The 26,205-nt window shown below is 69.5% G+C and carries 26 protein-coding genes and 2 riboswitches; of the genes, 12 read left to right on the top strand and 14 right to left on the bottom strand.

Features of this window, described 5'->3' with window-relative positions:
• Positions 1-108: 108 nt before the first annotated feature.
• Both ED92_RS10015 and ED92_RS10010 read right to left on the bottom strand, forming a co-directional pair.
• Entirely contained in the window at positions 109-1,353 is a 1,245-nt protein-coding gene (locus ED92_RS10015) for an MFS transporter (RefSeq protein WP_037335577.1), read from the bottom strand.
• Positions 1,350-1,913, bottom strand: a complete 564-nt coding sequence (locus ED92_RS10010; RefSeq protein ID WP_037335572.1) for a helix-turn-helix transcriptional regulator — start codon at positions 1,911-1,913, stop codon at positions 1,350-1,352. The genes ED92_RS10015 and ED92_RS10010 overlap by 4 nt, the downstream gene beginning before the upstream one ends.
• An 81-nt stretch (positions 1,914-1,994) precedes the next feature.
• Here ED92_RS10010 and ED92_RS10005 point away from each other — a divergent pair, with 81 nt between their 5' ends.
• From ED92_RS10005 to pssA, 3 genes are all read left to right on the top strand, one after another.
• Positions 1,995-2,276 (top strand): GlsB/YeaQ/YmgE family stress response membrane protein, encoded by a 282-nt coding sequence (locus tag ED92_RS10005; RefSeq protein WP_037335569.1) that lies wholly within the window; start codon positions 1,995-1,997, stop codon positions 2,274-2,276.
• A 477-nt stretch (positions 2,277-2,753) separates the two neighbouring features.
• Positions 2,754-3,482, top strand: coding sequence for a phosphatidylserine decarboxylase (locus ED92_RS10000; RefSeq protein WP_037335566.1), 729 nt, complete (start codon positions 2,754-2,756; stop codon positions 3,480-3,482).
• Positions 3,483-3,485: 3 nt separating this feature from the next.
• The gene (gene pssA / locus ED92_RS09995) at positions 3,486-4,457 is read left to right on the top strand and encodes a CDP-diacylglycerol--serine O-phosphatidyltransferase (protein WP_037335564.1); all 972 of its coding nucleotides are present in this window, start codon (positions 3,486-3,488) and stop codon (positions 4,455-4,457) included.
• A 253-nt stretch (positions 4,458-4,710) separates the two neighbouring features.
• Here the strand turns inward: pssA and ED92_RS09990 are convergent, their stop codons facing one another.
• Positions 4,711-5,352, bottom strand: a complete 642-nt coding sequence (locus ED92_RS09990) for a TetR/AcrR family transcriptional regulator (protein WP_037335561.1) — start codon at positions 5,350-5,352, stop codon at positions 4,711-4,713.
• A gap of 81 nt (positions 5,353-5,433) precedes the next feature.
• On the opposite strand from ED92_RS09990, the gene ED92_RS09985 reads away from it, so the two are divergent.
• Together ED92_RS09985 and ED92_RS09980 are read left to right on the top strand one after the other, a co-directional pair.
• The gene (locus tag ED92_RS09985) at positions 5,434-6,048 is read left to right on the top strand and encodes a nitroreductase family protein (RefSeq protein ID WP_037335558.1); all 615 of its coding nucleotides are present in this window, start codon (positions 5,434-5,436) and stop codon (positions 6,046-6,048) included.
• 13 nt (positions 6,049-6,061) lie between these two features.
• Positions 6,062-8,341, top strand: coding sequence for an AAA family ATPase (locus tag ED92_RS09980; RefSeq protein ID WP_037335555.1), 2,280 nt, complete (start codon positions 6,062-6,064; stop codon positions 8,339-8,341).
• Between the two features lie 56 nt (positions 8,342-8,397).
• Here ED92_RS09980 and ED92_RS09975 read toward each other — a convergent pair whose 3' ends face one another.
• Complete coding sequence (locus ED92_RS09975; RefSeq protein ID WP_081975731.1) at positions 8,398-9,033, bottom strand: LytR C-terminal domain-containing protein; 636 nt, start codon at positions 9,031-9,033, stop codon at positions 8,398-8,400.
• Positions 9,030-9,341 (bottom strand): DUF3263 domain-containing protein, encoded by a 312-nt coding sequence (locus ED92_RS09970; protein WP_005160574.1) that lies wholly within the window; start codon positions 9,339-9,341, stop codon positions 9,030-9,032. Before ED92_RS09970 ends, ED92_RS09975 begins: the two co-directional genes overlap by 4 nt.
• 158 nt (positions 9,342-9,499) lie before the next feature.
• Here ED92_RS09970 and ED92_RS09965 point away from each other — a divergent pair, with 158 nt between their 5' ends.
• Complete coding sequence (locus tag ED92_RS09965) at positions 9,500-10,066, top strand: peptide deformylase (RefSeq protein WP_037335552.1); 567 nt, start codon at positions 9,500-9,502, stop codon at positions 10,064-10,066.
• Between the two features lie 79 nt (positions 10,067-10,145).
• Here ED92_RS09965 and ED92_RS09960 read toward each other — a convergent pair whose 3' ends face one another.
• Positions 10,146-12,314, bottom strand: coding sequence for a glycoside hydrolase family 15 protein (locus ED92_RS09960; protein WP_037335546.1), 2,169 nt, complete (start codon positions 12,312-12,314; stop codon positions 10,146-10,148).
• Between the two features lie 162 nt (positions 12,315-12,476).
• Positions 12,477-12,607, top strand: a riboswitch (TPP riboswitch).
• Between ED92_RS09960 and thiC the strand changes: the two genes are divergently transcribed.
• On the top strand, positions 12,601-14,244 hold the full coding sequence (gene thiC / locus ED92_RS09955) for a phosphomethylpyrimidine synthase ThiC (protein WP_052120328.1): 1,644 nt from the start codon (positions 12,601-12,603) through the stop codon (positions 14,242-14,244). (Overlaps the previous riboswitch by 7 nt.)
• Entirely contained in the window at positions 14,241-15,056 is an 816-nt protein-coding gene (gene thiD, locus ED92_RS09950) for a bifunctional hydroxymethylpyrimidine kinase/phosphomethylpyrimidine kinase (RefSeq protein WP_037335543.1), read from the top strand. The genes thiC and thiD (ED92_RS09950) overlap by 4 nt, the downstream gene beginning before the upstream one ends.
• A gap of 70 nt (positions 15,057-15,126) precedes the next feature.
• Here the strand turns inward: thiD (ED92_RS09950) and ED92_RS09945 are convergent, their stop codons facing one another.
• Positions 15,127-16,644, bottom strand: a complete 1,518-nt coding sequence (locus ED92_RS09945; RefSeq protein WP_037335540.1) for an alkaline phosphatase family protein — start codon at positions 16,642-16,644, stop codon at positions 15,127-15,129.
• Positions 16,645-16,793: 149 nt separating this feature from the next.
• Between ED92_RS09945 and thiD (ED92_RS09940) the strand changes: the two genes are divergently transcribed.
• A complete protein-coding gene (gene thiD / locus ED92_RS09940; protein ID WP_037335535.1) occupies positions 16,794-17,624 on the top strand; it encodes a bifunctional hydroxymethylpyrimidine kinase/phosphomethylpyrimidine kinase in 831 nt (276 codons plus the stop codon).
• A gap of 26 nt (positions 17,625-17,650) precedes the next feature.
• Positions 17,651-18,448: an ion transporter gene (locus ED92_RS09935; protein ID WP_037335532.1), complete on the top strand. Its 798-nt coding sequence runs from the start codon at positions 17,651-17,653 to the stop codon at positions 18,446-18,448.
• Here ED92_RS09935 and ED92_RS09930 read toward each other — a convergent pair.
• The 4 genes from ED92_RS09930 to thiO all read right to left on the bottom strand — a co-directional run bounded on the left by ED92_RS09930 (position 18,426) and on the right by thiO (position 21,003).
• Entirely contained in the window at positions 18,426-18,860 is a 435-nt protein-coding gene (locus ED92_RS09930) for a MarR family winged helix-turn-helix transcriptional regulator (RefSeq protein ID WP_037335529.1), read from the bottom strand. The genes ED92_RS09935 and ED92_RS09930 overlap by 23 nt on opposite strands.
• 109 nt (positions 18,861-18,969) lie before the next feature.
• Complete coding sequence (locus ED92_RS09925; RefSeq protein WP_037335528.1) at positions 18,970-19,728, bottom strand: thiazole synthase; 759 nt, start codon at positions 19,726-19,728, stop codon at positions 18,970-18,972.
• 1 nt (position 19,729) lies between these two features.
• Positions 19,730-19,930, bottom strand: coding sequence for a sulfur carrier protein ThiS (thiS, locus tag ED92_RS09920; protein WP_016337629.1), 201 nt, complete (start codon positions 19,928-19,930; stop codon positions 19,730-19,732).
• On the bottom strand, positions 19,930-21,003 hold the full coding sequence (thiO, locus tag ED92_RS09915) for a glycine oxidase ThiO (protein WP_037335526.1): 1,074 nt from the start codon (positions 21,001-21,003) through the stop codon (positions 19,930-19,932). Before thiO ends, thiS begins: the two co-directional genes overlap by 1 nt.
• Positions 20,997-21,104, bottom strand: a riboswitch (TPP riboswitch). It overlaps the preceding gene by 7 nt.
• A 30-nt stretch (positions 21,105-21,134) precedes the next feature.
• Between thiO and thiE the strand changes: the two genes are divergently transcribed.
• On the top strand, positions 21,135-21,800 hold the full coding sequence (gene thiE, locus ED92_RS09910; protein WP_037335524.1) for a thiamine phosphate synthase: 666 nt from the start codon (positions 21,135-21,137) through the stop codon (positions 21,798-21,800).
• Positions 21,801-21,889: 89 nt separating this feature from the next.
• Here the strand turns inward: thiE and ED92_RS09905 are convergent, their stop codons facing one another.
• Positions 21,890-22,603 carry a hypothetical protein gene (locus ED92_RS09905; protein WP_037335523.1) on the bottom strand — a complete coding sequence of 238 codons (714 nt, stop codon included), beginning with the start codon at positions 22,601-22,603 and terminating at the stop codon, positions 21,890-21,892.
• Between the two features lie 149 nt (positions 22,604-22,752).
• Between ED92_RS09905 and ED92_RS09900 the strand changes: the two genes are divergently transcribed.
• Positions 22,753-23,691 (top strand): threonine/serine dehydratase, encoded by a 939-nt coding sequence (locus ED92_RS09900; protein ID WP_037335521.1) that lies wholly within the window; start codon positions 22,753-22,755, stop codon positions 23,689-23,691.
• A gap of 83 nt (positions 23,692-23,774) precedes the next feature.
• Here the strand turns inward: ED92_RS09900 and ED92_RS09895 are convergent, their stop codons facing one another.
• Positions 23,775-25,280: an MFS transporter gene (locus tag ED92_RS09895; RefSeq protein WP_037335520.1), complete on the bottom strand. Its 1,506-nt coding sequence runs from the start codon at positions 25,278-25,280 to the stop codon at positions 23,775-23,777.
• Between the two features lie 92 nt (positions 25,281-25,372).
• On the bottom strand, positions 25,373-26,128 hold the full coding sequence (locus ED92_RS09890; protein ID WP_005160527.1) for a GntR family transcriptional regulator: 756 nt from the start codon (positions 26,126-26,128) through the stop codon (positions 25,373-25,375).
• Between the last annotated feature and the right edge of the window lie 77 nt (positions 26,129-26,205).

The following is a 26,205-nucleotide window of genomic DNA, read 5'->3' as shown; positions in this document are numbered from 1 at the left end:
GGAGGCCTCGGATTTGCGGAGGCGGGCCGCCGACACGGCTGAGCGAGTAGCTCCGCCATGCCGCGGCCCGGCTGTGGAAATCCGAAAGCGCGCTTCGAGAGACACGGCCTAAACGCGATCCGTCGGGAAGTCGCGGCACCGGCCGACCGGGGTGAACAGCAGGACGAAGACGGCGACGACCTCGAGTCCGGCCATCAGCCCCAGCGTCTGCCGCACGCCCGCCGTTTCGCCGAGGATCCCGCCGAGCAGCCCTCCGAGCGCGACCGCGCCGAAGCTGAGCACGGACGAACTCGCGGTGACCCGGCCGAACATCCCGGCCGGGACGTAGCGCTGCCTGAAGGTGGCGTTGAGGACGTTCGAGCCGACGACGCCCGCGCTGACCGAGAACCCGGCGACGACGAAGAAGGCGAGCCCCCACCCGCCGTTCGCCAGCGGGCCGAGCAGCATCATCAGCGCCCCGAAGGCCTCGCAGAGCACGAAGGCGCGCGCGGTGCCGATCCGGGCGGCGAGTTTGCCCGACAGCGCGGCGCCGAAAACGCCGCCCGCGCCGACGAGCGCGAGCACGAGCCCGGCGGTGCCTTCCCCCACGCCGAGATCGCGGACGAGGAACACGACCTCGATCGACTGGTAGCCCATGAGCGCGACGTTCGAGATCGCGCCGAAGACCGCCAGGACACGCAAATACGGGTCGTGGACGACGAAAACGAGGCCGTCGCGGATCTCGTCACGCAGCCGTGAACGCGTCTTCGGCGGGCGCTCGGGCTCCCGATGCCGGATGGATCGCAGGCACAGCACGGAAATCCCGAAGCTGACGGCGTCGGCGAACACCCCGGCGACGGCGCCGAACCAGTGCGCCAAGAGCCCGGCGAGCCCCGGTCCGCCGATCTGCGCGGCGGATTCGCTGCCCTGCAGCTTTTCGTTGGCTTCCTGCAGTTGTCCCTTGTCGACCAGCGAAGGCAAGTACGCGCGATACGCGACGTTGAAGAACACCTTCGCGACGCCGCCCGCCAGGGCGACGACGATCAGCTGGGTCATCGTGAGCAGGCCGGACCACGCCGCGACCGGGACGCTGAGGAAGACGAGCATGGAAATGCCGTTGCACACCAGCATGACCGGGCGTTTCGGCCGTCTGTCGACCCAGGCGCCGGCGGGCAGGCCGATCAGCAGCCACGGCAGCCAGGCGGCCGCGGTCAGCAGCCCGACCGCGAACGTGCTCGCCTGCAGGGTGACCACCGCGACGAGCGGCAGCGCGACGACGGCGATGGAACTGCCGAGCACGCTGGTCGTCTCGCCGGTCCACAGCAGCCGGAAATCCCTGGAGCGCAGCAATCCGCCGCGTTCGCGGGTGGTCACGGGCGGGCCGGGACGACGCGGGTGGAGATGAAGACGGGGCGGCGTTCCTGGCCGTCGTCCGGGATCTCGCGGCCGCTGTAGGACTTGATCAGCTCGTGGACCTTCTGTTCGAGCTCGGCCAGCTCGGCGACCGACATCTTCGCCCAGCTGTCGGTGGCGAAGGCGGCGCGATGCCATTCCTCCGGATAACTGTCGCGTTCGGCGAACCATTGGCGCGCCATGGACACCTGGCGTTCGAGGGCGAGGGATTCGGCGGCGGCCGCGACCGGGTCGTCGGGGAAGTCCGAAGGCGACCAGGACACCGCGTAGCTCACGCGGCGCCACCAGCGCTCGCGACGGTCGCGGGCGAGTTCCGGCGCCTCCTCGACGAGATCGCTGGCGGCCAGCACCTTCAGGTGGTGGCTGACGTTCCCGACCGCCTGCCCGGTCCGTTCGGCGAGCACGGAAGCCGTGCACGGGCCGTCCAGGCGGAGGACGTCGAGCAGGCGGCGCCGCAGCGGATGCGACATCGCGGCGAGCACCTTCGAATCGTGGACTTCATGGACTTCGCGATCGGCCATAACGCACAACAGTAGTTGCACAAGAGCCGTTGTACAAGTCTCCTTGTGTGCTACTCCATCCGGGTCGGTAACCTCGATGGCATGGGTTTCTTCTCGTGGATCGTGTTCGGCGCCATCGCCGGCTGGCTGGCCAATGTCGTGGTCGGCGGCCCGGACCGGCGCGGCGGCTGCCTGTTCAGCATCCTGATCGGCGTGCTGGGCGCGGCCCTCGGCGGTTTCATCTACCGGCTCGCCACCGGGACCGAACGGACCTTCGAGTTCGACTTCCCCAGCTTCGGCGTCGCGATCCTCGGTTCGATCGTGCTGCTCGCCCTGCTGCGGCTGGTGCGCGGCTCCGGGCGGAGCGACTCGCATCGGCGGTGATCAACGGAGTAACCGTTGGTAACGGTTTTCTCGCGACCGGTGATCACCGGCGCGCGGGGCACTAGAGTGGGATGTTCGCTCAGTTCCAGTGGCCGCGTCCGGATGCATGTGCCGTCGGGGGGCATATGCATCCGGACGCGCGTGCCTCGGCGATGACGGAGGCGGCGCGGACGGGGTCGACGAGCGGTGGCATCGGCGCCGCCGAAATGTCCTTCTTCCAGGCGCGGAACAGCTCGGCGAGTCGCTCGCCTGCGGGGTCCGGGCTGGCGGGCATTCGAGGGTCCTCAAGGTCTGCTATCGGCGTCAATTACCTAGAGTTATCGCGTATTTCGACCTTCCGTTACCGGGATGTGGTCCCTCCCACCCGGCGCGGGGAAACCCTTCCGGGGGAGGCCACGGCCCGGCTCCGGACAGGGCGGTAGCGTGGTGGCTCTTCCTGTCCCGACCCCCCGACACGAACTGCGGTGAACCCGACCAATGAGCGGCAACCGGCCGGAAGCCACTGGTAATCCCCTCGCGCACGCCGTGAAGCTGGCCCGCGAGACCGTTCCGCCGATGCACCCGGCCGGCAGGCCGTTCGTGTTCGGCGGTCTCGCCGCGACGCTGGTGCTGCGGAGGTTCTCCAAGCGCCTCGGTGTCGTCGGCGCGCTCGCGACGGCCGCGACGGCCGCGTTCTTCCGTGAGCCCAAGCGGGTCCCGCCCGCTCAGTCCGGCCTCGCGGTCGCGTCGGCGGACGGCCTGGTCTCGCTGATCGAAGAGGCCGTGCCGCCGCCCGAGCTGGGGCTGCCCGCCGAGCCGCGGATGCGGGTGAGCGTGTTCCTGTCGGTGTTCGACGTGCACGTCCAGCGGATCCCGGCGCCGGGGGTGATCGAGCGGGTCGCGTACCGGCCCGGGAAGTTCCTGTCGGCCGACTTGGACAAGGCGAGCGACGACAACGAGCGCAACTCCGTGCTCATGCGCACCGAAGACGGCCACGAGCTCGTCGTGGTGCAGATCGCCGGGCTGGTGGCCCGGCGCATCCTCTGTGAGATCCGCGAGGGTGACAAGGTCGGCGTCGGCGCGACGTACGGCATCATCCGCTTCGGCTCGCGAGTCGACCTGTATCTGCCGCCGGGCAGCAAGGTTCTCGTCTCGAAGGGCCAGCGCACGATCGGCGGCGAGACGCCGATCGCCGAGCTGCCCACGGCGCCGCACCCGGAAGGCTGATCCATGGTCCGCGTGACCACTCCCGGCGTGCGGCTGCTGCCGAACGCCATCACGGTGCTCGCCCTGTGCGCCGGTCTGTCGTCGGTGCAGTTCGCGCTGATCGGCAACTATCCGATGGCGATCGCGTCGATCGGGATCGCCGCGGTGCTCGACAGTCTCGACGGCCGGATCGCGCGGCTGCTGGACGCGACGTCGAAGATGGGCCAGGAGCTCGACTCGCTGTCCGACGGCATCTCGTTCGGTGTCGCGCCCGCGCTGGTGCTGTACGTGTGGCACGCGGAGGGCGAGCGGATCGGCTGGGTGGCGTCGCTGATCTTCGCGGTCTGCATGATCCTGCGGCTGGCGCGGTTCAACACGCTGATCGAGGACACCGAGCAGCCGCCGTACGCGGGCGAGTTCTTCGTCGGTGTGCCCGCGCCCGCCGGTGGTCTGCTGGCGATGCTGCCGCTGATCCTGGAGCTGCAGTTCGGGCAGGGCTGGTGGTCGCATCAGTACGTGGTGTGGGTGTGGACGATCGCCGTCGCGGCGCTGCTGATCAGCCGGATCCCGACGCTTTCGCTGAAGACGGTGAAGGCGCCGCCCAAGGCGATCGCGCCGCTGCTGGTCGGGGTGGGCCTGCTGGCCGCCGCGATCATCCAGTTCCCGTTGGTGGCGCTGGCGATCGCGCTGATTCTGTACCTGGCGCACATCCCGTACTCGGTGTACCGGCACCGGTGGCTGGCGAAGCATCCGGAGGCGTGGATGGCGCCGCCGCGGGAACGGCGCGCGATCCGGCGTTCTTCGAGCCGCCGCCGTCTCGGCCTGCGGCCGCCGCTGCGGCGCGTGGTGGCCGGCGCCGCTCAGCGGGTCCGGCTGCAGCGCGGCGAACAGCACGTCGCACGCGCTCCGCGCACCATCCCGACCGACAAGGACCGGGACAACGGCCGGGGCCCGCGGCGCCGCTCGTGGCGGCGGATCGGCCTGCGGAAACGCTGACTCACCCGCCCTGACCGCCCACCCCCAGCCCCCCGCCCGTCCCTGGGGGACGGCCCCGCGCCCAGCGTACCGGGGGTGTCGGACGGGACCGGGGGAAACGGGGGCCGGGGGCGGGAGTTGTCCACAAGCGGGTGGGGCTGTGGACAACTTGGGGATCGCTGGAGCTGAAGTGTCAGGAAAGGGCCGTTCAGGACGAAAGATGTCCTGAACGGCCCTTTCCTGACATCCGGCCCCAGACCAGCCGAGCCGAAGCTCACCCCACCGAAGCGCGCAGACCGCCGATCACCAGGTCCAGCTGGGCCTCGAAGTCCTGCAGGCAGTCGCCATCCAGCAGCGACGGCAGCGCCCGGTGCAGTGACGGCAGCCCGTCCGCGGTCACCGACCGCTGGAACCACGCCACCACCGGCTCGGCGCGCTCCAGATCCGACGGATCCGGGACACCGGAAAGCCCCACCGTCTCGGTGAGCACGGCCCCGAACACCAGCCCGATCAGCGACCGGTAGCCCCGCGCGGCGCCGCGTTCGTCGAGTCCGGCGTCCAGCAGCGCGGAGAACATCGCGTCGATGAACTTCAGCGCGCCCGCCGAACGCGGATTCGCCGCGTCGGTCGCGAGCGCCCGCACCACCACCGGATGGCGCGAAAAGGCCGTGTACAGGCCATGCGTCAGCGCCCGCAGCCGCTCGTCCCACGGTCCGGGTTCGGGCAGTGGCACACTCTCGAAGACCCGCGCGGTCAGCCCGTCGAGCAGATCGCCCTTGTTCGCGACGTGGTTGTAGAGCGACATCGCCTCCACGCCGACTTCGGCGGCCAGCTTCCGCATCGACAGTCCGGCCAGTCCCTGCTCGCCCGCCAGCCGCAATGCGGCGTCGAGCACCTTCTCCCTGCTCAGCGCCATGTGTCCCAGTTTACCGGTACCCCCTTACACCGTAAGTACTTACATCGTATGCTTACAACGTAAGTCACCTGGAGGGATGTCATGGACACCGAAACCCTGCTCACCACCACCCGCTCGGTCCGCCGCAAACTCGACCTCGACCGGCCGGTCGAGGAAGGACTGCTCGAAGACTGCGTTCGCGTCGCGCAGCAGGCGCCCGCCGCGGGGATGCTGCTCGACGCCCAGCGCTGGGTCATCGTCCGCGACCCGGATCTCCGCGCGGAGATCGCGGAGGTCGTCCGCGCCGAGGCGATCCCGACCATGGCGAAGTACGGCCACCTGGCGAGCGAGGCCGTCATGCGGTCGGCCCGCCACCTCGTCGACAACCTCGGCCGCGTTCCGGCCCTCGCGATCCCGTGCATGATCGGCCGCCCGCCGGAGGATCCCGTGCTCCAGAACGGGTACTACGGCTCGGTGTATCCGTCGATCTGGAGCTTCCAGCTCGCGCTGCGATCGAAGGGGCTCGGCAGTTCGATGTGCGCGTACCACCTGCCCGCGCGCGAGGCCGAAGTCGCGAAGCTGCTCGGAATTCCCGAAGACGTCGCGCAGATCAGCCTGCTCGCCGTCGCCTACACGACCCAGCGCGACTTCTCCCCAGCCGCCCGGCGACCCGCCGGGGAGATCCTGTCCTTCGACCGCTGGGCACGGTCCGCGTAGATAGGGTGGCGGGGTGAGCGCACCCCAGATCACGCTGACCGTCCGGCACACCCCGTCCGCACTGGACTCCCGCCGCGGCGTCGTCCGGCTACACCCCGAAGTCCTCGACGCGCTCGGCCTGATGGCCTGGGACGCCGTCCGCGTCACCGGCGCGCGGGTCAGCTCCGCGCTGGCCGCCCCGTCGGACGCCGAGGGGATCCCGGGCGTGATCCTCCTCGACGACGTCACGATGTCGAACCTCGGAGTGACCGAAGGCTCGGAAGTGGTCGTCGCGCCCGCGGAGGTGTCGGCCGCGAAAACGGTCACCGTGGCGGGCTCGCGTATCGCGAGCGTGTCGCTCTCCCCGCACACCCTGCGGCTCGCCCTGATCGGCAAGGTGCTGACCGTCGGCGACGCCGTTTCCCTGCTCCCCCAGGATCTCGCGCCCGCGCCGGGCTCCGACGTCTCCGCGGTCCGCGGCCAGCTTTCCCGCGCCATCGGCATGACGTGGACGAACGAGCTGCTCACCGTCACCGCCACCGATCCATCGGGGCCGGTCGCCGTCGGACCGTCCACTGTGGTCAGCTGGCGCGACGGCGCCCGCACCGGCGAGGCCGGCGCCGCCGCCGCGCCTGCCCGCGCCGGGACGACGCTGGTACGCAGCACCCCCGCCACCCCGCACGAGGATTTCATCGACGCGGAGATCGTCGAAGACGAGCGGATCGACGAGGTCGCCGAGGAAACCGTGCCGCCGCTTTCGGATCTCGCCGGCTCCGAAGCGGCCGCACGCAAACTCGCCGAATGGTTCGACCTGGCCTTCCACCGCCCGGAGCTGCTGGCGAAACTCGGGACGTCGGCGCATCTCGGGGTCCTGCTGTCCGGGCCGGAAGGCGTCGGGAAGGCGACGCTCGTCCGCGCCGTGGCGCAGGCCGAGAAGGTGCGGGTGGTGTCGCTCGCGGCGCCGAACATCGCCGTCCTCGACCCGAACGTCGCCGCCGCGCGGCTGCGTGAAGCGATCGAGCAGGCCACCCGCGACGAAGACCCCGCCGTCCTGCTGATCACCGACATCGACGCGCTGCTGCCCGCGTCGCAGCCGCCGCCGCTCGCGACGGTCGTCCTCGACGATCTGCGCAAGGCCCTGCGCACCAAGGGTTTCGCCGTCGTCGCCACCACCGGCCGCGCCGAGTCCACCGATCCGAGGCTGCGCGCCGCCGACCTCCTCGACCGCGAACTCGGCCTGCCGCTCCCGGACGCGAAGACCCGCACCGAACTGCTGCGCGTGCTCCTGCGCGACGCCCCGCTGGAGCCCGGCGTCGACGTCGGCCCGATCGCCGAGCGCACCCCCGGTTTCGTGGCCGCGGACCTCATCGCGCTCCGCCGTGACGCCGCCCTCCGTGCCGCGCTGCGGCAGCGTGAGGCCGACGAGCCGAGGATCTCCCAGCAGGACCTGCTCGACGCGCTCACCACGGTCCGCCCCATCTCGATGTCCACTTCGGACAATCTGGCCACCGGCGGGCTGACGCTGGACGACGTCGGCAACATGACCGACGTCAAGCAGTCGCTCACCGAGGCGGTGCTGTGGCCGCTGCGCTACCCGGACTCGTTCGCGCGCCTCGGCGTCGATCCGCCGCGCGGCGTCCTCCTGTACGGTCCGCCCGGCGGCGGCAAGACGTTCCTGGTCCGCGCGCTCGCCGGCACCGGCGCGCTGAACGTGTTCGCGGTCAAGGGCGCCGAGCTGATGGACAAATGGGTCGGCGAGTCCGAGCGCGCGGTGCGGGAACTGTTCCGCCGTGCCGCCGAGGCCGCGCCGTCGCTGATCTTCCTCGACGAGATCGACGCGCTCGCCCCGCGCCGCGGCCAGTCGTCGGATTCCGGCGTGTCGGACCGCGTCGTCGCGGCCCTGCTGACCGAATTGGACGGTGTCGAGCCGATGCGCGAGGTCGTCGTCCTCGGCGCGACGAACCGGCCGGAACTGGTCGACCCGGCCTTGCTGCGGCCGGGACGGCTGGAGCGCCGCGTCTACGTCCCGCCGCCGGACGCGCACGCGCGTGAGGCGATCTTGGCCGCCAGCGCCAAGAACACGCCGCTGGCGTCCGATGTGGACCTCGCGGCGTATGCGGCCACTTTGGACGGTTACTCGGCGGCGGACTGCGCGGCGCTGATCCGCGAGGCCGCGCTGACCGCGATGCGGGAGTCATTGGAGGCCAAGGAGGTCACCGCCGCGCATCTGACGAAGGCGGCCGAGACGGTCCGGCCGTCGCTCGACCCGGCCCAGCTCGCAGCGCTGGAGGCGTACGCGCGGACCCAGGTCTGAAGCATGCGAAAAGGGCCCGCTTCCTCGCGAAGAAGCGGGCCCTTTTCACGTAGCGGCTAGGAGCCGTCTTTGTCGTTGGTCTTGTAGTCCTTGGTGAGGATGACGATCACGCCGGGACCGATGTTCTCGATCTCCTTGAACCGGGGCTCGGCGCGGAACCCGAACTCCAGCGCCAGCGCCTTCGCGGCCGCTTCCTCGTCGGTTCCCGGGCGGTAGTAGGCCACCGTCTCGGGGAGCCTGCCCGGGTAGCCCTTGACCTCGGAGACGTTCCAGCCGGAGGCGCGGAAATCCTTCGCGGCCTGCTCGGCGAGACCCTGGATCGTGCTGTTGTTGTAGACGCGCACCGTCACCCACTTGTGCGACGCCTGCTGGTCGCCACCGGGCTGGCCCGGCTGACCGGTCTGCCCCGGCTGGCTGGCCGGAGGCGCGGAACTCGCGGGCGCGCTCGACGGCGGCACCGCCGACGACGACGCGGGCGGCGTGCTGGCCGAAGGCGAGCCCGGCGCCGGTGACGAAGGCTGCGTCGCGCCGTCCGAAGACGTGGGCGTGGTGCCGGGCGGTGTCGCTGTGTCCGAGTCACCGCCGCCGCTGGTCAGGGTGATCCCGCCGATCACGGCGGCGATCACGGCGACACCGACCAAGGCCAGTCCGGCGGCCTTCATCGGCCGGGACAGGCCCGAAAACAGACTCATGAGAGATCGATCCCCAGTCGCCGGGCCGCGCGATTGCGCTGCCGGGCCGCTCGCGTCTTTCGCAGGCGCTTCACCAGCATCGGGTCGGCCTGCATGGCTTCGGTCTTCTCGAGCAGCCGGTTCAGCAGCTGGTAGTAACGCGTCGACGACATCGAGAAGCGTTCGCGGATGGCCTGTTCCTTCGCGCCGGCGTACTTCCACCACTGACGTTCGAACGCGAGCATGTCGAGCTCGCGCTCGCTGAGGCCGTTCACGGTCTCCGACGGGGACGGCTGGTCGGGCTCAGCCATCGACTCCGCGGCGTCCATCCGACTCCTCGCAATCAGGTCAGTGCTCGGCGGGCGTGAAACCACAGGCTTGTCATTCCGCGGCGCCATTAGACCACGGATGCGGCGCCCGGCCTCGGTAACGGCGTCGGCGCGTCACGGGTAAGGGTCTACCAGAAGGGTCCGACTAAACTGCGCGCGTGACCGTCCATCCCATCGTGATCGCCGGCGAGCCCGTGCTGCACAACCCGACTCGGGAGATCACCGAGTTCGACGACAAGCTGCGCACCCTCGTCGACGACATGTTCGAGACCATGTACGCCGCCGAAGGGGTGGGCCTCGCGGCCAACCAGATCGGCCTCGACCTGCGCGTGTTCGTCTACGACTGCCCCGACGACGAGGGCACGCGCCACAAGGGCGTCGTGGTGAACCCGAAGCTCGAGACGTCGGAGATCCCGGAGACGATGCCCGATCCGGACGACGACTGGGAAGGCTGTCTGTCGGCTCCCGGCGAGTCGTACCCGACCGGGCGCGCTTCGTGGGCGAAGGTCACCGGCTTCGACGTCGAGGGCAATCCGATCGAGGTCGAAGGAACCGGCTACCTCGCGCGCTGCCTGCAGCACGAGACCGATCACCTGGACGGCTTCATCTACCTCGACCGGCTGGTCGGGCGGCACGCCCGCGCGGCGAAGAAGATGCTGAAGTCGAACAAATGGGGCGTTCCGGGCAACTCGTGGCTGCCCGAGGCCCAGCCCTCCGACGACTGATCCCTCAGCGCATGTCATGAAAGGGCCGTTCAGGACAAAAGATGTCCTGAACGGCCCTTTCATGACATTTACGTGAGGGTCAGCACCCCAGGAAGTGGCACCGCACGACCCGCGGCTGCTCGATCACCTTCCCGGCCTCCACCGACCACGCGAGCCGGAGGTACTGGGCGTGCGTCCAGGCCAGTGGCGTCGCGGACGCGGTCGGCGTGCCCGCCGGGAAGCCCGGCCGCCCCGAAGGCGCGTTCTCGTCCCAGACCTGCTCCGGCATCGTGTCCCCGGAGCTGCTGACGCGCCCGAGGTCGCGAAGCCGCTTCGCGGCCGTACCCCGGTCACCGGCGGCGAGGTCGTACTCGCCGCGTTCACCCGCGAGCAGCGGCCACAGTCGCCCGAAGGTGGTCCGGCTTTCGGCCGGGAACGTGTAGTCCCACGGCGAGCCGTCGGCCTTCTCGCCGTATCCGTCCTTCGTGTAGCGGTGCCAGAACTGCCCCGTCGGGGTGGTGAACGCGATGTCGGCGTCGGTGACCTTGATGCTGTTCGTGATCACCGGATCGTCGGCGCGGTAGATGCCCAGCCTCACCAATTCGAGGAATCCGGCGTCGGTCACCGCACGCTGGTCCATGGTCACGCTGGAATTGCCCAAGTTGTACTTCGTGCCGTTGTTCGCGTTGCCGTCCTTGGTCAGCCGGACGAAGTACGGGTCCTTCGACAGCGGGCCGTTCGTGGTCACCGTCCACCGGGCGAGTTTCGCCTTGAAGGTGTCGGCGGTCGCGAGGTAGCGCGCCGCGTCGGCGTCGGCACCGTTGGCCTTGGCGAGATCGGCCGCGCAGACCAGTCCGGCGATCACCGCGGCGATCGTCGAAGGCGAATAGCCGTCCTGCTCCTCCCAGCGTTCCTGCTGGCTGTACGGCGACGCGTGCCCGTTGTCCGCCTTGTAGGACACCAGGAATTCCGCCGCCTTGCGCACTCCGCGCCAGGTCTTCGCGTCGGTGCGGCCGAGTTGCTGCGCGAGCACGATCGGCAGCGCGGTCTCGTCGAGCTGGATGGACGTCCAGTACGGCGTGCCGTCGACGTGGCTGTTCTGCGGCAGATGCCCGTCCGGCAACTGCTGCGTGCCGAACATGTAGTCGACCGACCGGCTCGCGGCGTCGCGATCGCCGGCGGCGAGCAGCCCGGTCGCGATCTGGTAGAGGTCACGCGGCCACACCAGGTGATACGTACCCGACGGCGACCATTCCGGGTCGTTGTTCCCGAACCGCCACGGCATGCTCGGTGACGCGATGAGCGCGCCCTGGTGGATCTTGTCCTCGCTCGCCGCGAGCATGAGCACGGACGCCTGGTAGAGATCGCGCTCCCGCTTGGTCTTCAACGAGGAGGGCGCGTCCTTCACCTGACGGAGGTACTGCTTCCAGCCCCGGTCGTACGCGCGGGCGGCGTCGGTGAATCCGCGCCGCAGAGAGGCTTTCGCATTGGCGAGCGCGTCGGAGTCCTTCGCGCCCATGCCCAGCGAAAGCGTGAAGTCACGCGAGCGGACACCGTCGGCCGAGGTCTGCCCGGTGATCAGCACGTTGCCCTTGGCCGCGGTCGCGTAATCCTTGAGGCTGAAGGATTTCGTCAGCTGCGTGACGCCGTCGGAGAAGCCCCCGAAGCCGACGGAAGTCCGCGAGAACGCCGGTTCCGCCGCCAGCGCGGCCGCCGTCTTCGCATCCGAAGCGACCGCGCTCGCACCCTGTGAGCGCGCGGAGTCGTCGGATCCTTCGTTGGTGAGATCGGGATCCGCGACCGCGTACACCTGGTACGGGCGGCCGGTCAGCGAAACGAAGTCGACGTCGATCAGCACACTCGCGCGCGCCGGGTCGGTGACGTAGGTCTTGCGGAGCTTCCAACGACGCTGGTCGTCGGTGACGGTCTGTTCGTAGGTGAGGCCGCCGGTGCGGCGCACCTGCTGGGCCTTGGCCGAGGAATCGACGGTCGCGAAGCTCGTCCCGTCGGTCACGACGAGATCCAGCGACCGCACGCCCGGCGTGGACAGATCCGGGTAGTAGACCTCGGACATCCGGCCGCCCTGCAGGGTGAACCAGACGTTGCTCGCCCGTTCACGGGCGGTGCCGAAGCCGGTCTTGTCGGCCGGGAGCCAGCTCGGATGAGCGCCTGGCGCACCTGGCGCCTCACCGCCCTGTGCCGCTGCCACCGCCGGGACCAGCCCCGCGATCACCACGCCTGTCAGTGCCGGGAGCACGAGTTTCCGCATATCCACCCCAGACTTCTGTAACGGTGCAGAACCTCCGGGATTCTGTCGTGAATCCCCGGCGCGCACAGGACCCGAACCGGTGAACCGTCAACGCTGTCGACAAGTCGTCACCCGAGGGCGGGTTGATTGATCCGGCCCCGGCGTGGCATGGTCGGGGCACAACCAAACAACCGCGGGAGCTCGCGCCATGGCGGGCTGAGAGGGCGGCTGGAGTCTTTCTAGAGGACCCGGCGCCGCCGACCGCATGAACCTGACCGGGTAATGCCGGCGTAGGGAGTGAACGTCGTTGACGACGCTTGAGAATGCCCAGGGCATCAAGCCGACCGTGACCACCGGTCCGATCACCGGTTCCCGGAAGGTCTATCACCAGACGGAATCCGGGCTCCGGGTCCCCGCGAGGCGGATCGATCTTTCGAACGGCGAGCATTTCGACGTTTACGACACCTCCGGCCCGTACACCGACGACGACGCGCAGATCGACGTCCACAGTGGACTTCACCGGCTGCGCGCCGGATGGGCCGACGGTCGTGAGCACAACACCCAGCTCGGCTGGGCGAAACAGGGCGTCATCACCCGCGAGATGGAGTACGTCGCGGCACGCGAGCGCTGCTCGCCGGAATTCGTGCGGGACGAGGTCGCGCGCGGTCGCGCGGTGATCCCCGCCAACCGCAAGCACCCGGAGACCGAGCCGATGATCATCGGCAAGAACTTCCTGGTGAAGATCAACGCCAACATGGGCAACTCGGCCGTCTGGTCCTCCGTGGAGGAAGAGGTCGACAAGATGGTGTGGGCGACCCGCTGGGGCGCCGACACGATCATGGATCTCTCCACCGGCAAGCGGATCCACGAGACACGCGAGTGGATCATCCGCAACTCGCCGGTCCCGGTCGGCACCGTGCCGATTTACCAGGCGCTGGAAAAGGTCAACGGGGAGCCGGAAAAGCTGTCGTGGGAGGTCTACCGCGACACGATCATCGAGCAGTGCGAACAGGGCGTCGACTACGTCACCGTGCACGCGGGTGTGCTGCTGCGCTACATCCCGCTGACCGCGCGCCGGGTCACCGGAATCGTCTCGCGCGGCGGCTCGATCATGGCGGCGTGGTGCCTCGCGCACCACAAGGAATCGTTCCTGTACACCAATTTCGCCGAGCTCTGCGAGATCCTGCGCGAGTACGACGTCACCTTCTCCCTCGGTGACGGCCTGCGGCCGGGCTCGATCGCCGACGCGAACGACCGCGCGCAGTTCGCCGAACTGGAGACGCTGGGCGAGCTCACGCACATCGCCCGCGAACACGACGTCCAGGTGATGATCGAGGGCCCCGGCCACGTGCCGATGCACAAGATCAAGGAGAACGTCGAACTCGAGGAGAAGCTGACCGGCGAGGCACCGTTCTACACCCTCGGCCCGCTCGCCACCGACATCGCGCCTGCGTACGACCACATCACCTCGGCCATCGGCGCGGCGCAGATCGGCTGGTACGGCACGGCGATGCTCTGCTACGTCACGCCGAAGGAGCACCTCGGCCTGCCGAACCGCGACGACGTGAAGACCGGCGTCATCACCTACAAGATCGCCGCGCACGCCGCCGATCTCGCCAAGGGCCACCAGTACGCGCAGGAGTGGGACGACGAACTGTCCAAGGCCCGCTTCGAATTCCGCTGGAACGACCAGTTCAACCTGTCGCTGGACCCGGACACCGCGCGTTCGTACCACGACGAGACGCTGCCCGCGGAACCGGCGAAGACGGCGCACTTCTGCTCGATGTGCGGGCCGAAGTTCTGCTCGATGCGCATCACGCAGGACGTCCGCAAGTACGCCGAGGAACACGGACTGTCCACTGTGGAGGCCATCGAGGCCGGCATGGAGGAGAAGTCGAACGAATTCGCCGAGCAGGGCAACAAGGTGTACCTGCCGGTGGTCAATCAGTGACAGCCACACCCAGGACCGCCCTCACTATCGCCGGATCGGATTCCGGTGGTGGTGCGGGCATCCAGGCCGATCTGCGCACCTTCTTCGCCAACGGCGTGCACGGGATGGTCGCGCTCACCGCGGTCACCGTGCAGAACTCGCTGGGCGTGCAGGGTTTCAGCGAGATCCCGGTCGACGTCGTCACCGGCCAGATCAAGGCCGTCGCCACGGACATGGGCGTCGACGCGGCGAAGACCGGGATGCTCGCGACGGCCGAGATCATCAACGCCGTCGCGAAGACGCTCGACGAGGTCCACATCGGACGCTCGACGGGCACGCCGTTCGTCGTGGACCCCGTCGCCGCTTCGATGACGGGGCACGCGTTGCTGCGCGAGGAGGCGCTGGAGGCGATCCGCACCGAGCTCTTCCCACGCGCCACGCTGATCACGCCGAACCTGGACGAGGTGCGGCTGCTGACCGGCGTCGACGTCACCGGGCCCGCGACCCAGCGGGAGGCGGCGGAAGCGTTGCTGGAATTCGGTTCCGAGTGGGTGCTGGTGAAGGGCGGGCATCTCGACGCGGCCCAGGACTGCGTGGACCTATTGTCCGACGGCGCATCCTGGGTCGAGCTGAGCGGCCCGCGCTTCGACACCCGGAACACGCACGGTGGCGGGGACACGATGGCTTCGGCGATCACGTCCTCGCTGGCGAAGGGGGCCGACGTGCCGACCGCTGTCGCCGAGGGGAAACGGTTCATCGAGCGGTGCGTGGCGGAGTCGTATCCGCTGGGGGCCGGGGTCGGCCCTGTTTCACCCTTCTGGACGCTGAAGTAGGAGTGCGGGAATGTCATGAAAGGGCCGTTCAGGACGAAAGATGTCCTGAACGGCCCTTTCATGACATCCGTTAGCGAGTGGTGAGGCGAGGAGCGTCCACCGCCCAGTACCAGTCGTTCCCCGCCGCGTAGAGCCGCCAGGTCAGCTTCACCGAACGCGCCCCCGCGGGCACCTTCACCGAAGCCGACGTCGGCACCGAAAGCACGTCACCGCCCTTGTTCGCCGTCCCGGACTCCGGCCCGTAGGCCAGCACGTTCTGCTCGGGACCACCGTCGAACGACGCCGTCAGCGCGCCCCGCTGCGTTCCCTCCTGCCGGTAGTGCGAAACGAACGCGACGTCCACAGTGGACTTTCCGGAGACGTCGAACGAAGGCGACACCAGGGAAGAGTCGAAGGTTCCACGCGACGAGGGCGAGCCCTTGTCGTCCCACTCGTCCGGATCCGCGACCGCGAAAACGCCCCGCGCTCGGGCGTTCGCCTCACGCTGCTGTCCGGGAGCGGTGCGGGTCCAGAAGTCGTCGGTCGTGAAGGCCCAGCCCTGCCATTCCGTCACACCGGCGGGCATTCCGGACGCGTTGCGCACGCTCCAGCCGCCGGGTGCGTCGTGTGTCCAGCCGAGCACTCCGGCCGGGACACCGGTTTCGTCCTGCCGGGGCTTCAGAACTGCGGTGTCGAAGACGTCCGAAGGCGCGGCGCCGAGCGGGTAGCCGTCGTAGACCGCCGGAGCCGCGATACCCAGATGCCGCAGCACCGTCGGTGCGATGTCGACGATCTTCGGTGCCACGGCGGGGGTTCCGGCCGGGACCCCACCGCCCGCGGCGATCACGAAGGTCATCCGCTCCTCGGGGCTGTCGCCGCCGTGTCCGCCGGAGGCCGTGTGGCCGTGGTCGGCGGAGATCATGATCAGCCAGTCCTCGTCCGCGCGGGCCGGCCGGGCGTCGACGGCGGCGAGCAGACGTCCGATCAACGCGTCGTCGGTGCGCAGGCTGGCTTCGTACTGCGAGGAGTCCGCGCCGTGCTCGTGGCCGGCGATGTCCGTCTGTCCGAAGTAGACGAACGAGGCGTCGGCCTTGTCCTGCTTGAGATGCTTCTCCGCGTCGACGGCCACCTGCTCGTCGGTCTTCTCGTAGCCCGCGCTGTCGCCGTTCAGGACGAACTTGCGGTCCTGGCCGGTGCGCAGGATCCGGTCGCCGATCGGCGTCCAGTCGACCGCCGCGTAGGTGTCGAGCGCCGGGTTCGCGGTTTCGGCGCGCGCGAGCCAGCTCGGATGCGAGGCGAGATCGTTGCCGGTGAAGGAGTTGTCCTTCACCTTGTGCTTGTCCGGCCAGACACCGGTGAGGATCGTGGACCAGCCGGGGCCGCTGACCGTCGGCGCCATCCCGCTGCCGTACAACGAACTGCGCGACACGTACCCGCGGTTCGCCAGCGCGTGGACGTTGGGGGTGTCGGCGGCCATCAGCTTGTCGAACCGGGCACCGTCCAGGCCGATGACCAGCACCTTGGGCGTTTTGGCCGCGGCGACGCCGACGCCGGACGTCAGCCCGGCGACGGCCACCAAGACCGCGAGAAGGGAAAGCGTTCTGCGCACGAAAGCCTCCGGTAACTTGTTCGAACCAATTGTTCGTCAAGTTAGTGCGCCGAACCGACTTCCCGATGAAGTCCGCGTGCCTTCGCGGAGGACGTCAGCCGACGGAAGCTCGTCCTGACCGTCTGAGATCGCGCATGGAAAATGGACCCATGAGCGAGAACCCGAGCCCGCCGTCGGCGCTGACCATCGCGGGGTCCGACTCCGGCGGTGCCGCCGGCCTGCAGGCCGACCTGCGCACCTTCCTCACCTGCGGGGTGCACGGTCTGGTCGCGGTCACCGCGGTGACCGTTCAGAACACCCTCGGCGTGCACGACCGCACCGACATCCCGGCGCATATCGTCGCCGGGCAGATCGAGGCGGTCGCGGCCGACATGGGCGTCAACGCGGCCAAGACCGGCATGCTCGCCTCGGCGGAGATCATCCACGCCGTCGCCGCGGCCTGCGACAAGGCCGAGATCGGCCGCGACAGCAAGGTGCCGTTCGTGGTCGACCCGGTCGCGGCGTCGATGCACGGGCATCCGCTGTTCGACGAGGCCGGGCTGGTGGCGCTGCGCGACGAGCTCCTGCCGCGCGCGACCGTCCTCACGCCGAACCTCGACGAGGTCCGCCTGCTGACCGGGATGACCGTGACCACCCGCGAGCAGATGCACCAGGCGGCCGTCGTCCTGCACCGGCTCGGGCCGAAATACGTGCTCGTGAAGAGCGGGCACCTCGTCTCCGACCCGGAATGCGTCGACGTGCTCTTCGACGGCTCCACGTTCGTCGAGCTGCCGGGTGAGCGATACGCCACGCAGCACACGCACGGCGCCGGGGACACGATGGCGTCCGCGCTGACGGCCGGTCTCGCGAAGGGGATGTCCGTCGTCGAGGCCGCCCGCTACGGCAAGTGGTTCGTCTCACACGCGGTCGAAAACGCCTACCCGATGGGTGCGAAGGTCGGTCCGGTTTCGGCGTTTTGGCGGCTTGCGCCGGAGCACTGAGCGCACGGACGGTTACCATCTGCGCCGTGACGGGACGCGAAACGGTGGCCAGGGTCGTCGAAGACCGCCGCTTCCAGAACTTCATCATCGCGGTGATCGTCTTCAACGCCGTCACCCTCGGCCTGGAGACCTCGACCAGGATGGTCGCCGAGTACGGGTCGCTGCTGCACACGGTCGACTACGTCGCGCTCGGGATCTTCGTCCTCGAGCTCGGCGCGAAGCTCTACGCCTACCGCGCGAAGTTCTTCCGCGACCCGTGGAACATCTTCGACCTGCTCGTCGTCGGCATCGCGGTGATCCCCACGACCGGCCCGTTCGCGGTGCTACGGGCGTTGCGGGTCCTGCGGGTCCTGCGGCTGATCTCGGTCGTGCCGTCGATGCGGAAGGTCGTCACCGGCCTGCTCGCGTCGATCCCCGGGATGGCTTCGATCGCCGCGCTCCTCGCGCTGATCATCTTCGTCGCGGGCGTGATGGCGACGAAACTGTTCGGCGCGATCTCACCGGAGAACTTCGGCGACCTCGGCACTTCGCTGTTCACGCTCTTCCAGGTGATGACGGGCGAGGCGTGGCCGGACATCGCGAAGGAGATCATGAAGGAAGCACCCATGGCCTGGGTGTTCTTCGTGGTCTACATCCTCGTGTCCAGCTTCGCGGTGCTGAACCTCTTCATCGCCGTGGTGGTCAGCGGGATGGAGGACGAGCTTCGCCAGGACATCCGCGAGGAAGAGGCGAAGCAGGCCGAAACCCAGGCTCAGGCCAACAAGGAGATCCTCGACGAGCTTCGCGCTCTTCGGGCGGAAGTCAGCGCTCTTCGTCGGCAATAAGCGCTTCGAGCGCCGGGAGAGCCGCCGCCAAGGCCGCCTGGTGCTCCGGAGTCAGCCGTTCGAGGCGTTTGCCGAGTTCGTTCACCCGCGTCGACCGGACGCCGGAAACCAGCCTCTCGCCCTCTTCGGTGGCCTCCGCGAGCCAGGCGCGCCTGTCGATCGGGTCCGATTCACGGCTGACGTAGCCCGCTTCGACCAGCGAAGCGACGATCCTCGACATGGTGGCCGCGGCGACGCCTTCCTTCGCCGCGAGATCCCCCAGACGGAGCTGCCCGTGGTGCACGAGCGTCGCGAGCGCGGAAATCGCACCGTGGCCTGGCCCGGGCACGCCGGCCTGCCGCAGTGACCGGGACAGCCTGCCCACCGCCAGGAACAACCTGCCCGAAACGTCCTGGACCGTTGACGTGGTCACCACTGGCTCCTCTGGGTACACGGCGGCGGGTGCGCCTCCGGAAAGTGCCGTCAACCATACGGGCTCCGGGGGCGTACTCGCGGTCAAGGCCGTGAACCGTACAAAAGGGTTATCGAGGAGGGCTCGAAGCGTGCGCCCAGAACCGCTGCGGGATCCGCCCCGCGCCGGCGGCCAGCCGCCCGGCGGTGACGGCGGCCCGCATCGCCGATGCCATCCGTTCCGGATCCGCGGCCCTGGTCACGGCGGTGGAGAGCAGGACGGCGTCGCAGCCGAGCTCCATCGCCAGCGTCGCGTCGGAAGCCGTGCCGATGCCGGCGTCGAGGATCACCGGGACCCCGGCGCGCGACACGATCAGCTCGATGTTGTGCGGGTTCCGGATGCCGAGACCGGTACCGATGGGCGCGCCGAGGGGCATCACCGCCGCACAGCCCGCCTCCTCCAGCCGCAGCGCCAGCACGGGGTCGTCGTTGGTGTACGCGAGCACGGTGAAACCGTCCGCGGCGAGCTGTTCGGCCGCGTCGAGGGTCTCGAACGGGTCGGGCAGCAGCGTGCGGTCGTCGGCGTGGACCTCCAGCTTGATGAGGTCGGTTTCGAGTGCTTCGCGGGCGAGCTGCGCGGTGAGGACCGCTTCGGCGGCCGTGCGGCAACCGGCGGTGTTGGGCAGCAGGCGGATGCCGAGCCGCCGAAGCAGTTCGAGGACCCCGGAGCCGCCTTCGGCGTCGGCCTTGCGCATGGCGACGGTGGTCAGTTCCGTCCCGGACGCCACCAGCGCGCGTTCCAGCACGGCGAGGTTGCCCGCGCCGCCGGTGCCGATGATCAGCCGCGACGAGAGTTTGTGCTCGCCGATGACGAGTTCGTCACCGTTCATGTCAGCCTCCTTGCACAGCGGTGAGGATGTCGACGCTGGCGCCCTTGCGCACCACCGATTCCGGCCAGTCGCCGCGCCGGACGACCACGCCGTCCACCGCGACCGCGACCCCCCGCGTCGCCGTGCCCAGCGCCTCCAGCACCCCCTCGACGGTGGTCCCGTCGGGAAACTCGCGCCACTGGCCGTTGACCTGGATCTCCATCACACCCGCTCCTCGCTTCGCCGCGACGGCGTGGCCGCCGCGACCTCGTCCGGCAACGGCCGTCCGTCCAGCCAGGCGACCGCGGCGTCCGCGGTGACCGGGGCCATCAGGAGACCGTTGCGATGGTGACCTGTCGCGGCGAAGACGCCTTCGCCCAGCTCACCGATGAAAGGCATCGTGTCGACGCTCGCCGCGCGAAGCCCGGCAGCCGTCTCGACGAGTTCGTATTCGGTCAGGCCCGGAAAGACGCGCTCCGCGCCTTCGAGCAGCTCACGCACGCCTCGGACGGTGACGGTCTCGTCGAAACCGGCCTCGTACTGGGTCGCGCCGAGTACGAGCTGCCCGTCGTCGCGCGGGACGAGGTAGATCGGGCGGCCCTCGACCATCGCGCGGACGGTCCGCTTCGGCGGCGGCAGGCAGCCCCGTCGCGGCCGCAGGCGGAGTATCTCGCCCTTCAGCGGGCGGACGGCGCCGTCGAGCGCGGGGTGTAGGCGTCCGGTCCAGGCGCCCGCGGCGAGGACGACGTCGCCGTCGAGGTCTTCGAGCCCGGTGACCGTCTCGTGGCGGAACTCCACACCGTGCGCGTCGCACGCGTGTTTGAGCGCGTGCAGCAGCTTTCTGTTGTCCACGGCCAGATCCCCGGGTACCAGGAGTCCACTTCGGACCGTTCCGGCGAGACCGGGCTCGGCGCGGCGGGCTTCGCGCCCGGTCAGCTGCTCCACCTCGCGGCCGAGTTCGGTGAGGTACGCGGCGAGCATTTCGAGGTTGCCCGCGTCGGCGCTGTCCAGCGCGACGACGAGTGTGCCGTGCGGGGAAAGGCCCGGATCGACGCCCTCTTCCGCCAGGTCACGGGCGAAATCCGGCCAGCGCCGCAGCGACGCCTCACCGAGGGTGAGCACGTCCTCCTCGCCGGGCCAGGCCTCGGTGACCGGGGCGAGCATGCCGCCCGCGAGCCACGAGGCGCCGCGTCCCGGATCCGGGTCGTACAGGGTGACGCGACGACCGCGCGCGGACGCACGCCAAGCGATCGCGAGGCCGATGACCCCGCCGCCGACAACCGAAAGTTCCTTCATGGAATCACGCTCCCTGCGCCGGCATGACCCGGATCAGGTTCCACGGTCGGAGCGGTCCCGGCTCCCTCTCAGCCCGTCCTCGGGCTCCCGTGCGGACCACCACACCGTAGCGCGCGAGTACCGTCGCCGCCATGCCCACCCTGTCTGGTTCGCCGATCCGCGCCCGGCTCGCGGACGCCCGCCTGTACCTCTGCACCGACGCCCGCCGCGACCGCGGCGATCTCGCCGAATTCGCCGACGCGGCGCTGGCCGGCGGGGTCGACATCATCCAGCTGCGGGACAAGACCGGCGGCGCCCCGATCGAGGCGAAACACGAGATCGCCGCCCTCGAAGTGCTGGCCGAGGCGTGCGAAAAGCACGACAAGCTGCTCGCGGTGAACGATCGCGCGGACGTCGCGCTCGCCGTCGGCGCGCATGTGCTGCACCTGGGTCAGGACGACATCCCGGTGTCGCTGGCGCGCCGCGTGCTGGGGGACGACGTGGTGATCGGCCGGTCCACCCATTCGGCCGAACAGGCCGCGGCTGCCGCCGGGGAGCCCGGCGTCGACTACTTCTGCACCGGCCCGTGCTGGCCGACGCCGACGAAGCCGGGCCGGTCCGCGCCCGGACTCGACCTGGTGCGCTCGACGGCCGCGTCCGGGACGACGCGGCCGTGGTTCGCGATCGGCGGGATCGACACCGACCGCCTGCCCGAGGTGCTGGCCGCGGGCGCGTCGCGGATCGTCGTCGTCCGGGCGATCACCGAGGCCGAAGACCCCGAAGCGGCCGCTCGCACGCTTCGCTCCGCCCTCCCCTGACCCCCTCCCATGCATTTAGTCCTCTGGATGCGGTAGTCGGCGATACGAACTACCGCATTCAGAGGACTAAACGCGGGGCGGAGGAGGGGTCAGGGCACGGGGGTGTTCGAGGCGGGCGGGGCCGACGGCGTCGTCGACGGTGCCTGGGAGGTCGAAGGCGTGGTGGACGGCGCTGTCGGCGTCGTCGGGGGCGCCTGCGTAGTGGTGGGTGCCGTCGAAGGCGGCGGAGTGTTCGTCGGCGTCGTCTCGGGCCGGTCGTCCTTCGTCTCCGAAGGGGACGTCGCGGGCGGGGTGTCGTGCTTGTCCTGCGGCTCCTTGGCCTGCCCGCCGCCGATGATCTTCCCTATGGTCGTCCCGGTGCCGCCGCCGAAGGTCTTCCCGGTCGCGCCCTCGAAGCCGGTGATCGCGACGAGCGCCACCGCGAACGCCACCACGCTGACCCCGGCGATCACCGCCCAGCGTGGTTTGAACTTCCGGCCCGTGGGTTCCTCTTCGTCCTCGGACGGTTTCAACCGGACGGTCTCTTCTTCGCCCGGGTCGAGCACCCGGCGCCGCCCCGGCACGGTCAGCACCACTCGCGCCTTCAGCGCCGCGTCCTTCGTCCGCTGAAGCGAACGCAGGTACAGCTCGCCGCCGAGCGTCGTGATCACACTCGCCAGGCCGGCGCCCGCGACCGTTCCGGCCACGCCGAGCGTGGAACCCAGCAGTGCCGCGGTGATCGCGGCCATCGCCGCCGCCGTCACCTGGATGATCCGGCCCTGCTTTTCCGTCTTTTCGGTCTTCTCCGTGCTCTCCTTGGTCATGATCCCGTTCTGCTGCTAGTCGGTCCTCACCCGTCCTAACGAATAAGGCGCGTGGGATGCTCCCTTCGTTGTCCGCACGTGAGGAGCGCCACGCTGTCTGTCCAAAAAGGACTGTCCACGGTTCACAACTCCTTGACATAATCGGACGTATGGATCTGGTATCGATCGAGGAAATCCGCGACGCGGCGAGCCGTGTCAAAGGCGTCGCGGTGCGCACACCCCTGCTGGCCCAAGGGTGGGCGCCGTTGTGGCTCAAACCGGAAAGCCTTCAGCCGATCGGCGCTTTCAAGGTGCGCGGCGCCTACAACGCGATCGCCGCGCTGACCGAAGATCAGCGCTCCCGAGGCGTCGTGGCGTTTTCCAGTGGCAACCACGCGCAAGCGGTCGCCTACTCGGCGAAGCGATTCGGGATTCCCGCGGTGATCCTCATTCCGGACGTCGCCCCTCGCGCCAAGGTCGAGGCCACCAAGGCGCTCGGCGCCGAAGTCATCGAGGTCCCGATCGACGCCCAGGAGTCCTCCGCGCTCGCCGTCGCCGGGGAACGGGGGCTCACCATGATCCCGCCGTTCGACCACCGTGACGTCATCGCCGGGCAGGGCACCGTCGGCCTGGAGATCGCCGAAGACCTGCCGGACGCCGGCGTCGTCCTCGTCCCGCTGAGCGGCGGCGGGCTGGCCTCGGGCGTCGGCACGGCGATCAAGGCGCTGCTGCCGGACGCGAAGGTCATCGGCGTCGAGCCGGAGCTGGCCGCCGACACCGCCGAGGGCCTGCGCGCGGGCAGGCGCATCGAGTGGCCGATGGACCTGCGGGCACGGACCAGCGCCGACGGCCTGCGCGCCCAGCCGTCGGACCTGACCTTCGCGCACCTCCAGTCGGTGCTCGACGACGTCATCACCGTTTCGGAGGAGGAGATCCGGGACGCCGTCCGGACACTGGCGCACCGCGCCCGGCTGGTCGCCGAGCCGAGCGGGGCCACCGCGACCGCCGCGTTCCTCTCCCACCGCGAAGCGCTGCCGCCGGGCAAGGTCGTTTCGGTCGTTTCGGGCGGCAACCTGGACCCGGCCACCCTCGCCGAGCTATTGGCGTAACTCGCGTGACTGGCGCCGTATCTCGCGTGATTGGGGGCGTAACTCATGAGTTACGGCTTCAATCACGTGAGTTACGCCTTCGATCACGCGTGATGCGCGGGGCGGACGTGCGTCGGGGGCGAGTCGACCCCGCAATGGAGACATTCGCCCGGATGCGGTGACTCGTCGGCGTCCTCGCCCGAAGGGGTGTCGAGGACACCGTTGTGGATGCCGAGCGCGATCAGCCCGCCGCCGATCGCCAGCGCCGCGCACACCAGCAACGCCGTCCGCCAGCCCGCGGTCAGCGCGACCGGATCGGTGTACGCGGCGCCGGAAAGCCCGGCGACGGCGGGCAGGACGGCGATCGCGAGCAGACCACCGGACCGGGCGATGGCGTTGTTGACCCCGGAGGCGACGCCGGCGTACCGGTCCGGCGCGGCGGCGAGCACCGTCGCGGTCACCGGCGCGACGACCGTCGCCAGCCCGGCGCCGAACACGACGACGGCGGGCAGCACCGATCCCAGGTACGAAGATCCCGGCCCGACCCGCATCAGCAGGAGCATGCCCACGCCGACCAGGATCGGGCCGACGACCAGTTGCGTCCGCGGCCCGATCTTCTGCGCGAGCGCGCCCGATCGTCCGGAAAACAGCAGCATGATGACGGTGATCGGCAGCCCGGCGAGCCCGGCCGCGGTCGGCGAATAGCCCAGCGACACCTGGAGCTGCATGACCATCAGCATCATCACGCCGCCGAGCGCCGCGTAGACGACGAAGGTCAGCGCGTTGGCGAGGCTGAACGTCCGCTCGCGGAACAGTTTCGGCGGCACCAGCGGATCGGCGGAGCGGTGCTGGATCACCAGGAACGCCGCCAGCCCGGCGACGCCGAGCACGATCGCCACCAGGACGACGACGTCGCCGATACCGCGCCCGGGCGCCTCCACGAGCGCACCGGTGAGACCGGCGAGACCGATCGCGCCGACGGCGGCGGCCAGGAAGTCGGGATGCCCGGTCGCCTCCTCGTCGCGGGACTCGGGCACGTAGCGCCGGGCGAGCAGGACGCAGACGGCGGCCAGCGGCAGGTTGATCAGGAACGCCAGCCGCCACGACCACACCTGCACGAGGACGCCGCCGAGCAGCGGCCCGATCGCCGCCGCGATACCGCCGAGCCCGGACCAGGCGCCGATCGCGCGGGCCCGGTCGTCATGGGCGAAGGACGCTTGGAGGATCGCGAGGGAGCCGGGCGTGAGCAAAGCTCCCCCGATCCCTTGGAGGATCCGGGTCGCGACGAGCATCTCGGTGGTCGTCGCGGCGGCGCACAGCCCGGAGGCGACACCGAACCAGACGACGCCGACGAGGAACATGCGACGGCGGCCGTAGCGGTCGCCGAGTGATCCGGCGACGAGGATCAGCGCGGCGAGCGCGAGCAGATAGCCGTCGAGGATCCATTGCAGGCCCGCGACGGACGCTTCGAGTTCTTCACCGATCCTCGGGAGCGCGACGTTGATGATCGTCCCGTCGAGCATCGCCATACCCGAGCCGACGATGGTCGTGGCGAGTACGCCGCGCGCCACCGGCGTCCCCCATCGGATTCCCGCCGCCGTGTCAGTCATGGGATGACTGAATCACGACGATCGGTAACCCGGCCACCGGGAAATCGGCGTGAATTCCGGGAAAGCGATCCTTCCCGGAATTACCTGACTCGTCAGGGAAGTAGCGTCGTGACGAACTTGTAACGGTCACCCCGGTAGATCGCCCTGGCGAACTCGACCGGTTTTCCGTCGGTGGCGAAGGAATGCCTCGAAAGGAGCAACATCGGCATTCCGACGTCGGCGCCGAGCATCTCCGCCTCGTGCGGTCCGGCGAGGGCGGTCTCGATCGTTTCCTCGGCCCTTTCGAGCTCGACGCCGTAGTGCTCCCTCAACACGGCGTACAGGGAGCCACCTGCGGAAACGTGTTTGCGCAAACCGCGGAACCGGCCGAGTGGGAGATGCGTGGTCTCCAGCGCCATCGGCTGCGAATCGGCGAGCCGGAGACGGCGAAGGCGAAGGATCTTCGCGCCGACCCGGATTCCGAGCAGTTTCGCCAGATCGGCTTCGACGGGCAGTTCGTCGATCTCCAGGAGCTTGGAGGAAGGCTTGAGGCCTTGCTTGCGCATGTCCTCGGTGTAGGACGACAACTGCAGGCGCTGCGCGAGTTTCGGTTCGGCGGCGAAGGTGCCCTTGCCCTGCACGCGGTGGAGCCTGCCCTCGGCGGTGAGGTCGGCGAGCGCCTGCCGGACCGTGGTGCGCGAAACGGTGAATTCCCCCGCCAGTGCCCGTTCCGTCGGAATCGGCGAGCCCGGGGGCAACGCGTCGAGAAGATCGAGCAGATGCTGTTTCAGCGCCCAGTACTTGGGTTCGCGCTGTCCGCGCATCCCTGCCGTAGCGCCCGCCTCACTCGCGGTGGTTGTCTCCAACATGACCGACTCCCTAAGCCTTCCCACTCGAACGCGCACCGTCCCCGCTAGGAAACGTACCCTTCTCCACAAACGTCCAT

The sequence above is a fragment of the Amycolatopsis sp. MJM2582 genome (genome assembly GCF_000754115.1).
GTDB lineage: Bacteria > Actinomycetota > Actinomycetes > Mycobacteriales > Pseudonocardiaceae > Amycolatopsis > Amycolatopsis japonica.
The sequence above is the reverse complement of the archived record's forward strand: the minus strand, read 5'-3'. Positions and strand labels throughout refer to the sequence as shown.